Annotated in this window: 8 protein-coding genes; 3 read left to right on the forward strand and 5 right to left on the reverse strand. The window is 49.8% G+C overall.

The features are described from left to right. The first annotated feature begins 247 nt into the window (after positions 1-247). The gene (locus tag EL645_RS18590) at positions 248-2,032 is read left to right on the forward strand and encodes a S53 family peptidase (protein WP_161977470.1); all 1,785 of its coding nucleotides are present in this window, start codon (positions 248-250) and stop codon (positions 2,030-2,032) included. Between the two features lie 172 nt (positions 2,033-2,204). Here EL645_RS18590 and EL645_RS18595 read toward each other — a convergent pair whose 3' ends face one another. From EL645_RS18595 to EL645_RS18605, 3 genes are all read right to left on the reverse strand, one after another. Further along, on the reverse strand, positions 2,205-4,871 hold the full coding sequence (locus EL645_RS18595) for a protease pro-enzyme activation domain-containing protein (RefSeq protein WP_161977471.1): 2,667 nt from the start codon (positions 4,869-4,871) through the stop codon (positions 2,205-2,207). A gap of 128 nt (positions 4,872-4,999) precedes the next feature. Further along, the gene (locus tag EL645_RS18600; protein ID WP_161977472.1) at positions 5,000-7,114 is read right to left on the reverse strand and encodes a protease pro-enzyme activation domain-containing protein; all 2,115 of its coding nucleotides are present in this window, start codon (positions 7,112-7,114) and stop codon (positions 5,000-5,002) included. 258 nt (positions 7,115-7,372) lie between these two features. Next, the gene (locus EL645_RS18605; protein WP_136625238.1) at positions 7,373-9,553 is read right to left on the reverse strand and encodes a S53 family peptidase; all 2,181 of its coding nucleotides are present in this window, start codon (positions 9,551-9,553) and stop codon (positions 7,373-7,375) included. Positions 9,554-10,116: 563 nt separating this feature from the next. On the opposite strand from EL645_RS18605, the gene EL645_RS18610 reads away from it, so the two are divergent. Together EL645_RS18610 and EL645_RS18615 are read left to right on the forward strand one after the other, a co-directional pair. After that, positions 10,117-10,791 (forward strand): protease pro-enzyme activation domain-containing protein, encoded by a 675-nt coding sequence (locus EL645_RS18610; protein ID WP_246035561.1) that lies wholly within the window; start codon positions 10,117-10,119, stop codon positions 10,789-10,791. Then, positions 10,788-12,401 (forward strand): S53 family peptidase, encoded by a 1,614-nt coding sequence (locus EL645_RS18615; protein WP_126551887.1) that lies wholly within the window; start codon positions 10,788-10,790, stop codon positions 12,399-12,401. The genes EL645_RS18610 and EL645_RS18615 overlap by 4 nt, the downstream gene beginning before the upstream one ends. Here the strand turns inward: EL645_RS18615 and EL645_RS18620 are convergent. Together EL645_RS18620 and EL645_RS18625 are read right to left on the reverse strand one after the other, a co-directional pair. Further along, positions 12,398-13,372, reverse strand: coding sequence for a Vgb family protein (locus EL645_RS18620; RefSeq protein ID WP_126551888.1), 975 nt, complete (start codon positions 13,370-13,372; stop codon positions 12,398-12,400). The genes EL645_RS18615 and EL645_RS18620 overlap by 4 nt on opposite strands. A gap of 217 nt (positions 13,373-13,589) precedes the next feature. Continuing rightward, positions 13,590-13,814: a hypothetical protein gene (locus EL645_RS18625; RefSeq protein WP_126551889.1), complete on the reverse strand. Its 225-nt coding sequence runs from the start codon at positions 13,812-13,814 to the stop codon at positions 13,590-13,592. Positions 13,815-13,902 lie beyond the last annotated feature (88 nt).

The following is a 13,902-nucleotide window of genomic DNA, read 5'->3' on the forward strand; positions in this document are numbered from 1 at the left end:
TTCATTCACGGGCTACTTAGAAGCATGAATGAGGGTATCCACAAAACATATTTTTGTGCGTTTTTCACTATAATATATTTGTCTATATTAAATTCTTAAATATGTTTGACCGTATTTATATAATAATAATATATATTGTGCGCAATTGGTGGGCTTGGCGTATGCAATGATATTTCTTGGAATATTCGCGCCTCACTTGTACGCATTAATGAAACCTTATAACCAAACGTGCTTTTTTGGAGGTAGCATGAAAAACAAGGTTGGGCAGCAAAAAAGATATCATCTCCTCATTGGGAAGATCCTTGCCATACTTATCGTCTTGAGTGTATCTCATGGTTTTTTGAGTGTTCCATTCCTTCTGGCTGCACCACGTGCCGCAGGTAACCAGAGTGAGATACTGCCTGGTCACCTCATACCACTGGTGCAAAATTACCCTCCGATCGGTCCACTACCTGAGGAAACAGCACTCCATCTCTCTATTGGCCTGGCGCTTCGCAATCAAGCAGCGTTAAATACGCTGCTTGCCGCGCAGGCGAATCCTGCATCAGTTCTCTATCACCACTATCTGACGCCTCAAGCATTCAAAACGCAATTTGGTCCGACATCATCCACGGTCAATCTTGTTGTGGCATACTTACACAACCAGGGCCTCCATGTCGAATCGGTTGCAAGCAACAACTTGTTTATCAATGCTTCCGGTTCAGCGGCTCTCATTGAAAAAACCTTCAGTACCACCCTGAACAGTTATGACATTAACGGACGCCTGGTGTATGCCCCAACTGCTGATCCATCGGTTCCCGCGACGATCGCTCCCGCGATCCAAACAATTGCCGGGCTGGATAATGTTGCACACTACCATCCCCTCTCTCTGAGGCAACAGACATTCCAACATGCAAGTTCGGCTGGTGGATACACGCCAGCTCAACTCCGCAGCGCCTATGATGTAAATCCCCTGCTCAAGGCTGGTGCAGGCGGCACCGGACAAACGGTTGCCCTCTTTGAATTGGATGGTTATCTTCCGTCTGATATCAATACATATCGCAAGACGTACAATCTTGGTGTGCTCAAGGGCTCACCAGTTCTGGTTAATGGTGCCACCAATACGCCTGGACCCACTGCACTAGAAGTTGAGGTAGACATGGAAATGGTCTCGGCACTCGCCCCTGGTGCTACGCAAAAAATCTATATTGGCTCCAATTCGATAGCAGGGATCAATAATACCTACAACCGTATCGTCACCGATAATGCCGCGACTGTTATCAGTACCAGCTGGGGCGAATGCGAAAATGCATCTGGAAAAGCGGAGCTTGAGGCCCTGCATAACATTTTTAAACAGGGTGCAGCCCAGGGACAGTCCTTCTTCGCGGCCAGTGGGGATACGGGTGCCTATGATTGCAATACTGCCGATCTTGCCGTTGACTCACCGGCCGATGATCCCTATGTGGTTGGTGTTGGCGGGACTCACCTCAATCTCAAAGCAGATAACACCTATCTCAGCGAATCAGCCTGGTCGGATAGTGCCGCACTCCCACTGTATCCTCGTGGCTTTGGCAGTGGTGGTGGGATTAGCACCTACTTCAATCGCCCCGACTTTCAACGGGGTCCTAATGTGACGAATACGCATCGCATGGTACCAGATGTTTCAGCCAATGCTGACCCGAATACTGGCAATGCGGTCTATTGTACCGTTTCCGTGGCGGGTTGTTCCAGTTGGGTTGTCATTGGTGGAACAAGTGTTGCAGCACCGCTGTGGGCAGGCCTCGCTGCTGATATCAACCACTATCTGATGAGACAGAAACGGCTGACGCTGGGGAATATCACCCCGACTCTCTATAGACTCTACACTACTCCACAGCCCGCTCTCGCGTATCATGATATTATCAGAGGAAATAACCTGTATTATCCAGCAGGAGTAGGCTACGATCTGGCAACAGGTCTTGGCACCCCGGATGCCTGGAACATCACAATAGATCTCACCAGCGCATGCAGTTTCCCGACAAAAAGTTCAATCGCCTTTCCTACGTCCAATTAGGTGTCAACTTTAGTGTAATTTTGCACAATCAGCTATAGACTTCCAAAGAGCATCTAACTATAAATTCAATTAGGTGCTCTTTGTTTCACTTTATGAGTATCCGTTACTTTTTTTTGTCTGGGTAGAGATTTATGGTTGAGTATCCTTGCTGCTCCTAGATGGTTTCAGAGGGTCAACCGTGGGTCACATACAGCGTCACATCATCAACGTCCACGAAAAAGTTGGTGCGCGGATCGCTTGATCCGGCGGCCTCGAAACCGATCTGTATTGGTTTGCCGAGAGCTGACGCCAATGCATTGGTGATATCCAGGCTATAGTGTATCCAGCCATTGGCATCGGTATTGCAGAGTGTTTGAAAGTTTGCAATGGTAGTTCCTTGAGCGGCAGGCAGTTGTGCATAAGAATGAAAGGTGTCCGCGCAGGTGTCGGTGATGGTTGAATGTCCTATATAGATCCAGTAGCTGAGTACCACATTGCGCGTTGAGGTTGGTAAGGTGACTGTCTGGGAAATGGTGTCATGGCAGTTGGCATAGCCACATAGATAGGCACTATGCAGGCCCGTATGGGCAAGCACAGTACTGATGAGTTCATAGCCACTCCTGGAGTACTCTTGCCATGGGGCATGGCCATTTTCAAAGCCTGGATTCTGGATCACCTGGGTGGTGATGCCTGGCACCACTACTAGTGACTGAAAGTCAACATCATCCAGGTTCACGAAAAAGTTGGAGCGTGGGCCGCTGGTGCCGGTAGCTTCGAAGTCAAGTTGGATTGTCTGGCCAGCATATTTTGCCAATGCATTGGTGACATCAAAGCTATACTGTACCCAGCCATTGGCATCCATATTGCATAGTTTTTGCAGCCTTGTAATGGAGTCGCCCCCGGCTGTGCGCAGGAAGACCTGAAAATTATCCTGGCAGGTGGTGGATGTATCACCCCGACCGATATAGACCCAATAGCTCAGCGTCACTTTGCGGGTAAACTTTGACAGGTATGCCGTTTGTGTGATTGAGTCGTGGCAGTTCACATAGCTACAGAAATACGTGCTATATTTGCCGGAATGTGGATTGGCAGTACTGATGAGCTCATAGCCGCCGCTTGAGTGTTCCACCCAGGAGGCTGGACCAGTGTCAAAGCCTGCATTTTGCAACAACTGTGTGGCTAATACCGGTGAATTCTCCAGATCGCGGGCGATATTCCAGGCATCGGGGGTGCCAATGCCGGTAGCCATATCATAGCCTGGACCGGCTTTATAATACAGGTTCGAACCGGTCGTGATATCGTGATAAGGTGGATAGACCTGTGGTGTGTTGTAGAGGCGGTAGATAGCCGCCGTGGCATGGCCCAGCGGAGCAACCTTGTCAGCCACGAGCATCTGATTGATGTCAGTGGCGATGCCTGCCCATAGCGGCGCGGCGGCACTGGTACCTCCCACGGTAATCCAGCCGGGAGTCGTGGTGTTTCCGGATGTGTAGTAGATGGAATAGCCAGTGTTGGGATCGGCATTCGCTGAGATATCGGGAACCTGGCGGTTGGGATCGGTCAGGTTAGGGCCACTTTGATAAGTAGGATGGGTGAAGTAGATGCTCCTGCCACCACCACCGCCTACGGAGGTCCCACCGCTCACACCGCTCCAGGCAGTTTCGCTGCCATAAGCCCCGTTGGGGTCGGCATTCAGCGTGGTGCCCCCCACCCCAACCACATAAGGGTCGCTGGCGGGTGAGTCAACTGCTAACGAGTGAGAAGCATCAGTTGCACAATCATAAGCTCCGTTATCGCCACTGGCGGCAAAAAACGTTTGTCCCTGGGCCGCTCCTTGTTCGAAGATCGTATCCAGTACACCTAGCCGTGACTTGCTACTGGCTAATTCACAATCCCCCCAACTGATGCTAATAATTTTCACCTGATTGTCAGTGACGATGCGATTGTAGGTATCAGAGATGCCAGCCGTGGTGTTGGGGCCAATATAGATCTTTTGGGTGGCCCCGGGTGTCATGGCGGAGATGACTTCCATATCCAACGTTACCTCGATTGCGCCGGCGCCCGGTGTATTGGTCGCTCCATCGACCAGGACGTTGGAAGCCTTGAGCGTTCCAAGCTTGTACTGCTGGCGGTAGGCAGCAATATCCCCAGCCTTATACCCATCCATTTCAAACAGCCCAATCGTCTGTCCTGTCCCATCTCTGCCTGCTGAAAGTAAGGGTTTAACATCATAAGCGTTGCGCAGTTCTTCGGGCGTAAAGCCACCACCGAGACCTTTATAAGCAGGCAACTGCTTGAGTTTGCTTTGCAGGTTGATGGGATGATAGACGGTCACATTATTTAGGCCGATGACTGTCTCTAATTGGTTCTCGATCGCTTCTGGTAGCAATGGATTATCGTTGGGTGCATAGACGACGCGCGTTTTGAGCTGGTAGTTATTGAAGGTGATCGCAAAGGCGCGCTCGGCGGTAGCAACCGGTGCTGAGGCATCAATGAGCAGATGATTGGAGGCGATGGCTGTGACCTTGAAACCCTGCTGACGTAAGTAGGCCGTGACGGTATTGACGTCGCCCTGGGTGGGCGCAAACTGGTTATTAAACTCCTGTGGTGTGAGATAGTGATGATAGAGGGCTGAGGTGGGATCGTTTTGGGCGGCCAGCAGGGTCTCCAGGTCTGACTCATTGTGCAATTTCAAGGCAAATGCAAGTTGCAAAGGCTGGTCCTGAGATGTGGGACCAAGTGGTTGTAGATTGGCTAACAATGGTACTGCATGACCTGGAAGCCGCTGACTACCCATCCGATATTGTTGTGAGCTATGGAGATAGGCCATGGCTGAAGTAAGATCAATGTTGATAAGCATAAGCAGAGCTATGCAGAGCGTTGTCAGTATCCTTGCTGTTACGTGTCGCTTAGCATATAGTGCGCAGAATTTTTCCATGTCTACCTCCACGAATAACCAAGAAATAGCAATGATTTTCTTTGTTAAAATCAATGATGGGTCACGTATAGCGTGACATCATCAAGATCTACAAAAAAGTTGGAGCGTGGACCGCTGGTGCCGGTGGCTTCGAACGAGACTTGAATCGTCTGGCCAGTATATTTTGCCAGCGTGTTTGTGACATCAAAGCTATACTGTACCCAGCCATTGGTATTTGTATTGCCGCACAATTTTTGCACGGTCGTAATTGGACCGCCCTTCTCTGTCCTCAAGATGGCCTGGAAATTATCCTGGCAGGTGGTGGACGTATCACCCTGACCGATATAGACCCAATAGCTCAGCGTTATTTTCTGGATAAACTTTGGCAGCAATGTTGCTTGCGCGATAGTGTCGTGGCAGTTCGCATAGTTACAGAAGTATGCGCTATATTTGCCGGAATGTGGATTGAATGTACCAATGAGTTTGTATCCGCCGTTTGAATGTTCCTGCCAGGCGACCGAGCCAGACTCAAAGCCCATATTTTGCAACAACAGTGTGGTCAACCCTGATGAACTCTCCAGATCACGTGCGATATTCCAGACATCTGGGGTGCCAAGGCCGGTGGCCAGATCATAGCCGGGTCTGGTTTGATAATACAGATTCGTGCCGGTCGTGATATCGTGGTAGGGTGGATAGATTTGTGGAGTGTTATAGAGTTGGTAGAGTGTTACGCTGGCACTGCCGAGAGGAAAAATGTGCCTGGATAGTAGGAACTGGTTGACGTCAGCGGTTATGCCAGCCCACAGCGAGGCGGCGGCACTGGTGCCACCCAGCACCACCCAGTTGGGAGTTGGAAGACTCCCACCGGTGTGGTAGATAGAATAGCCAGTTTCGGGATCTGCATTGGCCGAGACATCGGGAACCATGCGATACTGATCGGTCAGGTTGGGGCCACTTTGATAAGGAGGGCGTAAGAAGTGGATGCTTTGGCCGCCGCCGCCGCCAACGGCTGTTTGGTTTTGTCCGGTTAAGTGATTGCTCCAGGCACTTTCGCTGCGATAGGTCCCGTTCGGGTTCGTGAGCAAGGTAGTGCCACCTACGCCCACCACATAGGGATTGTTGGCAGGCGAATCGACAGCCAGCGTCTGGCTCGCATTCACCGTACAATCGTACGCCCCGAGATTGCCACTAGCGGCAAAAAACGCCTGCCCCTGGGCTGCCCCTTGCTTGAAGATCGTATTCAGTATATCCATTCGTGCAGACGTGAGAGATAACTCACATTCACCCCAACTGATGCTAATGACTTTTGCCACATCATCGGCAACGATACGATTATAGGTATCATCGATGCCTGTCGTGGTATTGGGACCAATATAGACCTTTTGTGTGGCTCCGGGCGCCATGGCCGAGATGACTTCCATGTCCAGCGTTGGTTCAATAGCATAGGGACCTGGCGTATTGCTTGCTCCATCCACCAAGACATTGGCTACTTTGAGTGTCCCAAGGTGATAGTTCTGACGGTAGGTGGCAATATCAGCAGGCTTATACCCATCCAGCTCAAAGAGTCCGATCGTTTGCCCCGTTCCATCCATGCCAGCCGTCAATAAGGGTTTGGCGTCATAGGCACTGCGCAGTTCATCGGGGGTGAACCCTCCTTTAGGGCCCTTATGAGGATATAGCTGCTTGAGTTTGCTTTGCAGGTTGGCGGGATGATAGAGGCCCACATTATTTAAGCCGCTGATCGTCTCTATTTCAGCGGCGATCGCCCCTGGTATCAGTGGATTATCGTTAGGTGCATAGACGATGCGCGACTGGAACTGGTAGTTGTTGAGGGTGAGTGCGAAGGCGTGCTCGGCAGTCGCGACTGTGCCTGCAACATCTACCAGCATATGGTTGGGCGCGATGGAGGTGACCTGAAAGCCCTGTTGACGCGCATAGGCAACGACGGTATTAACACTGGCCTGCGTGGGTGCGAACCGAGCGTTAAACTCCTGTGGTGTGAGATAGCGATGATAGAGGGGTGAGGTTGAGTCATTTTGGGCGGCGAGCAAGGTATTTAACGCTGGCTCATTGCGCAATTTCAAGGCAAAGGTAAGCTGTAACGACATCTTTGAAGAGGCAGGACCAAGCGGTTGTACTGAGTCCAGCAATGATATTATATGACCCGGAAGTCTTTGACTCGCCATATGGATCTTTGGGTCGTGATAAGGATAAGCCTGTGCCATGACAGGGGTAAGACTGATAAGCAGCAACAGAACTATGTTTATGCAGAGAATGGCCAGCCCCTTTATTATTAATGGCAGAGAATTCCGCAATACGCAGGATTCTTCATGTGCATCTTCATAAATGCCTATAGAAAGAGGCCGTGTATCGTGCCGTATTACACATAGGTCTGCGCATTTAAAATTGGTCATCGAGAAATTTACCTCCCGGATCATCGCGTATCACACGATGTGGACGTACTTGCTTAAGATGCCATCTACCATGAGCCAGAGATTATAGTAATCTTGTTGGTCGTGGGGCGTTAGGCAGGATAGATCATTGCTCGTTTCGATATGATAGGTGGTCGTAGTGATCGTAGCAAAAGAGATGGGTTTGAGGCAATAGTGTTCAGGAATCTTAGTTATATCTCCAATGCGTTTGAGGAGTGCCGCGAGCGACGCGCTATCAATGGTGTTCTTTGGCAATGGCGTGTCTATGTTTGGCACCCCGTCGCCAGGCAGTGTGGTTAGAAATGCACTCCCATCATTGTTGACGCGCATCACCAGTGCAGCGGTGTTGGTTGATGCGGATCGACAAAGGACAGCGACATGGACCGTTGGGCTCAGATCAGAGGCCCGGCAAAGGATGACTAACGGGATAATGACTGCCAGGTCGCGCGCGATATTCCAGGCAATAGGGCTCCCAAGCCCTGTGGCAGGATCATAGCCAGGACCGGCCTTATAATACAGATTTGTGCCGTTGATGATATCATGAAATGCCGGATAAGGTTGAGGAATGCTATAGAGTAGATAGAGATCTGCGTTGACGTTGCCTAAGGTTGGTTTATTGCGATCCGCCAGGTATTGATTGATATCAGCAGTTACGGAGGCCCAGAGCGATGAGGCGATATGTGTTCCACCCATGATAAGCCAGCCTGAGCATCCAGCGGAAGTGATGCTACAGTAAATGAGATCGCCGGTAGCAGGATTAGCATTGGCTGAGACGTCTGGGACCAGGCGATGTGTGCTTGAGAGATAGGGACCGGTCTGGTAGATCGGGCGATTGAAATAGGTGCTGATCCCACCACCACTGCCACTACCATGTACATTTGTACCTGGTATGGGAGTAGGATCGCTCCACGCCGCTTCACTACTATAGATGCCGTTTATTCCTGTATGCAGTGATGTTCCTCCAACACCAATCGCATACGAATTATTAGCTGGTGCATAAACGTTCAGGTTGTTATCTCCGCATCCATATGCGCCTGAGTCGCCGCTGGCGACGAAAACAGCGTGGCCTTGTGCTTCACTCTGTTTGAGGATGTTATTAAGACCATTGAGTATTCCCTTGCCAAAGGCAGCTTCACAATCTCCCCAGCCACTGTTGATGATCTTTTCCCCATCGTCACTGATGACCTGATTGAGCGTATTATAGAACCCAGGTGTAGAATCCTCTCCAATATAGACCTTCTGAGTAGCCTGGGGCGCCAGTGCAGTAATAACTTCCATGTCTGTTTCTACTTCAAGGGTATGTGGCCCAGGAGTATTGGTCGCCCCATCCACCAGAATATTAGAGTACGTGCCTGCACCAAGCTTATACGTGTTGCGAAATGTGTTAATATCGGATGCATTATAGCCATTCGGCTCAATGAGTGCGATTGTTTGTCCAGTGCCATTCGCCCCACTGGTGATTAAAGGACTTACCCCATATGCGTTACGCAGGTCAGCGGGTGTATAACCCGTGGTCAAGGTTACCTGCCTGCTATGTGCAGTCTTGAAGGAGGATGTGTGTGTGCCAGGATTTTGAGATTGATAAAAGTTCTCAACGTTGTCCAGTCCTACAATGCATTGTATGTTCGAAGCTATTGGGTCCGCTACAGTTGGATCTGTTGATGGGGCATAGACAAGATTACCTCTGACGTGGTAGTAGTTGAGCGTAATGGCAAAGGCTTTGTCGACCGTCGCAACTGTCGCAGACACATTAATAAACAGATTATTTGGGGCCACAGATACGATGTGTAGCCCGCGGGCTTGTAAATAGCTCGAGACCTTAGTGATAGTATCCTGAGTTGGGGAGAATTCATTCTCAAATACTTGAGGGGAGAGATAGTGATGGTATTGTGGTGCCGCTAGACGCTCCTGCGCGACCAGCAATCCATCTAATGACTGCTGATTGCGCAGCTTTAAAAAAACCTCGAGGTGATTAAGCAGCATCGTGGCTGCTGGTTTGCCTACAGGTGTGAGGTTTTGAAGCAAAGGAGCAACATGACCGGGTATTTTTGCATAGTGGTGTTGCAACCTCGTTTGCGCGGCAAAGGTTGATGAAACGTTTGTCAACAGGTTGGCTGTTAGCGGCACAAACAGGAGCGTGATGATCAGCAACGTGGAGCACATAAATCTGTGTCTGTGTAAATCCTTTTTCAAGGCAACCTCCCTAGAAGAGCAAAGGCACGAGAAGCATTATTGGTTCATCATCCATGCTTCTCTGAGCTTCAATGCAGTAATTATGGTACTCAATCTTATGCATTGTGTTCTATAAAATCTGGCTATCTGGAACGATATATACATACTTGCTAGCGGGAATACAGGCAATTATCTTTTAGCCCAAGATAACCCTTTTTGCAATTAATGCTCTATAATTTAAATTATACTTGTCCGCGATAATTTATTGTTTTAACTTTAAAAATAAATTGATATTTAGTTACATGTAAAATATTTTGATTACAAAATATAGTGAATAATTATCCTGAAAAGTAGAAAGATTACCATAAATTTTTTTGATAACGTGTCAGACTCCCATTAGCATGGGAAGCATATCTCTCCTGTGCGGGCGTGCGCTGGCGCGCCTGAGTTTTATGTGATTCGCAGAAAATGAATATATATGATTTTTTGTATTAAAAAATGTTGGATATTTATTATCATGTAATAAGGATTATTTTGTTATTGCACGTATCTGGAGGTAACAATTGAAAAGAGTTTTACACTTGGTGTGGCATCTGTGTTTCACTATGATCGCTATTGTCTTACTACCGGCAGTGATGATAGTGGGAATGTTCAACCATGTTTCGCCAACGTTGGCGGCGCCACTGAGAATCCACGCGCAGTATGATAGGATTCCAGGTCATGTTATTCCGGTGTTCAATAAGCGCACACCTATTGGGCCCAAGGTTACAAGTTCGATTCTTAATCTCTCGATTAGCCTGGTGCCGCGTAACAAACAGCTATTGGATACCATGATGGCTGATCAGAATAATCCACTTTCTCCTCGCTATCACCACTACCTGACACCACAAGAGTTCAAAGCGCAATTTGGACCGACCCAGCAGACGGTTGCTAATGTCACAGATTATCTGCGTCGCAATGGGTTCCACGTCATCTCTATCGCACCCAACAATATGCTGCTTAAGGTTTCCGCGACGGTTGGTACCATAGAGAATACCTTTCAAATTGTGATATACAACTATGTTGTCAATACCCACATTGTTTATGCCCCATCTACTAACCCGGCGGTACCTGCGGTGCTCTCGCCGGCGATCCAGTTTATCGCTGGCCTGGATAATGTGGTGGTATATCAACCGAGAATCATGCAGCAGAGGGCATCTCGTCATATGGGTCCCAATGGGGGTATACCGCTGGTGAACTACGTACCGCGTATGGGGTGAGACCTTTAATCGCTAGCGGTGCGGATGGTAGCGGGCAAACGGTGGCGCTCTTTGAATTAGACGGTTATATTGCATCCGATATTGACACGTTCCGCAGCACGAATAAGCTTGGTACGGGAAAGTATACCAACGTCCTGGTGGATGGGGCAAGCAATAACGCAAGTGCTTCGGCCATTGAAGTTGAGCTGGATATGGAAGTGGTCTCTGCCATCGCGCCCGGAGCCGCCCAGAAGGTTTATATCGGCCCTAACTCCACCACTGGTGTCAATGATACCTATAATCAGATCGTTGCAGATGATACAGCGAAAGTTATCAGTACCAGTTGGGGTATCTGCGAAACTGCCTCTGGTAATGCTGAATTGGCTGCCCTCGACAACATCTTTAAGCAGGGCGCTGTGCAAGGACAATCTTTCTTTGCGGCCAGCGGTGATTCAGGAGCCTATGATTGCAATGATAGCAATCTCGCCGTTGACTCGCCGGCCGATGATCCCTATGTGGTTGGCGTGGGTGGCACCAATCTACAGCTTGGCATCAATAGCGTCTATAGCAGCGAAAGTGCCTGGGCCGATATCAGCAGTGTCCAGCTTAGCGCCAACGGTGCTGGCGGCGGCGGAGGTCTCAGCAGCTACTTCAGCCGCCCGAGTTACCAGAGCGGTCCTAACCTGACGAACGCTCATCGTATGGTCCCGGATGTCTCGGCCGATGCTGATCCCGCTTCGGGCTATGCGATCTATTGTACTGCTTCCACTGCGTATTGCAATGGTTGGGAGGCCGTGGGAGGAACAAGTGCCGCAGCGCCACTGTGGGCGGCTATCGCTATTGATCTCAATCAATATCTGACAGTGCAAAAAAGGCCCACGCTGGGCAACGCCAACGCAATGCTCTACAAGCTCTATAACACGACGCAACCCAATCCTGCTTATCATGACGTCACAAAGGGCACGAATCTGTATTACCAGGCCGGTCCTGGTTATGATCTGGCCACTGGCATTGGAACACCGAATGTCTGGAACATAGCACGCGATCTGGCCAGTCTACCTGGCATCCCCACACCAACGAGTACACCAACGCCCAGGCCAACAATTACGTTAACGCCGATACCAACCATCACACCGACTCCTGTTAGTACCAGTATTCAATTGTTGAGTAACACGGGCTTTGAAGGAGGAGATACGGCATGGTGGCAATATGCTGCCAGTGGAGTCGGGCTCATTGATAAGACGAAGCCACATACTGGCCTTTATAGTGCGCACCTTTGCAGCTATAGTGGCTGTAATGATTCATTGTTTCAAATAGTGACGATACCAGTCTCAAGCAGTCGTATCACACTGAGTTACTGGCTCTATCAAGCGGTGCCCCAGACCTGTACCAGCACCTTCTCAGTTTCCTTGCGCACCGTTAGCAATTCAGTCATCAAGCTCCTCTCGGGGCCGTGCAACCCAAATGCTCAGGGCTGGAACAACCTTACATTTGATCTCACATCTATACTTGGTAGCTATAAAGGTCAGCCAATCATCATAAGCTTCGACACCAAAGGACCCGGTGGACAAAGTGCGGCGTTCTTCATTGACGATGTTGCGCTCAACACTATTACCCAGCCAACTCACTAAGGAAGCGGTGTGTATTTAACGATCACATTGGCCGAGTCATCTGACACATAGATCTGGCCAGCGCTATCGCTGAGAATTCCCTGGGGTTCAATGTAGCGCTGGCTATCCAGAATCTCTTGATGTCCGCTGACGGGATTAAAGCGGATAAATGCATGTACTGTTTGCGCGAGATCCACAACTAACAGGTTACCATAGCCATCGGGTATCACATCATCCGGCATTCCGAAGCCGCCAATCCGTGTTACCGTGTCTGTGGGAGTGATCTTCCAGAGTGCGCCCCCACACTCATCGGCGACAAAGATATTGCCATTGCTGTCCACGCTTGCACCTACTGGTCGTGTAATGCCAGTTGCCAGCAAGCGCAACGTCTGGCCATCCAGGCTCATACGGTAGACATTGCCGATGGGGCTGTCAGGTACGATAAGTGTATTTGTGCCGGGATCAAGGGCGATACCATCGATGCCATGCTTGCAGGTAGCCGTACTGTGGTATCCAGGGAGGGCGCGGACGACCGTGGCTGTGGAGGCGCCTGGTGCCAGTTTCATGATGCGGTTGGCGTTCTGCTCGCCAAACAGAATGGTATCATCGGCCAGCACAACCAGCCCTTCGGGTCCTGCGGGATCGCGTAGCAGGACCGTCACTGAGCCATCGCTATTGACGCGATTGATGGTTCCGCTGGTGTCGTCGCTGAAGAGCAGTCGACCCTGCCCGTCCAGAGCCAGGTCGTCCGGATGCCCATGTCCCTGCAGGATAACTTGTGCCGTATAGCTGGCTGGCGCGATACGTGCCAGTGGTGTAGGCGTGGGGCTCGGTTTCGGCGCTGGGCTCGTCGTCGCCGTCGGAGCCGCGCTGCTATGGGATGGTCCTGTGGAGGGTGCCGAAGAAGTACACGCGGCCAGCAGGAGCAACAGGCTACACAGGAACGCGCTAATGATAAGTCTGGGCGACCCTTGATGTGGATGGCGTGACATGGCGAGCTTCCTTTTCATATATACATACCTCGTACAAGAGCTCTCTTTTATCGATGTGATAGAAATAAGGGAGGTGATAAAAAACACTCCTGTCTACTAAAGCGGGGGTATTTATAGACAGGAGCAAATTGTATATTGTGGCAGCGCTATTAATAATATAAAGGGACTACTCATCTGCTGTGACAAGCGATCTTTTTACCAGCGGCGTCGAGGCCAGTTATAAATCATGTCTGCGGCGCACAGCCTGCAGGTAGACGCGTGTATCTTTACCCAGAGTCTGGGTTGGAGTCACATCGGTTACTTCACGGATATCATAGATCCCTGAGCGATTTTCTACCATTTGTTTACCGCGGAACGGGACTAGCACGCCTTTGATCTCACCATCCCTGGTTTTTGCTTTTACAAATTTGCCTAAATCTGCTTTTACTTTTTTCTTAAACATATTCCTCACCTCACATCATTCTTTGCATACAGAAATGCGACCTAATAGTGTCGCTTATTATTCATCTCAATTACATGATATAACAGTT

It is taken from the genome of Dictyobacter kobayashii (genome assembly GCF_003967555.1).
In the GTDB taxonomy this organism is placed as follows: domain Bacteria; phylum Chloroflexota; class Ktedonobacteria; order Ktedonobacterales; family Ktedonobacteraceae; genus Dictyobacter; species Dictyobacter kobayashii.

Coding starts and splice junctions, on each gene's coding strand:
- EL645_RS18590 (WP_161977470.1), top strand. CDS start 248: ATGAAAAACAAGGTTGGGCAGCAAAAAAGATATCATCTCCTCATTGGG.
- EL645_RS18595 (WP_161977471.1), bottom strand. CDS start 4,871: ATGCTTATCAACATTGATCTTACTTCAGCCATGGCCTATCTCCATAGC.
- EL645_RS18600 (WP_161977472.1), bottom strand. CDS start 7,114: ATGGCGAGTCAAAGACTTCCGGGTCATATAATATCATTGCTGGACTCA.
- EL645_RS18620 (WP_126551888.1), bottom strand. CDS start 13,372: ATGTCACGCCATCCACATCAAGGGTCGCCCAGACTTATCATTAGCGCG.
- EL645_RS18625 (WP_126551889.1), bottom strand. CDS start 13,814: ATGTTTAAGAAAAAAGTAAAAGCAGATTTAGGCAAATTTGTAAAAGCA.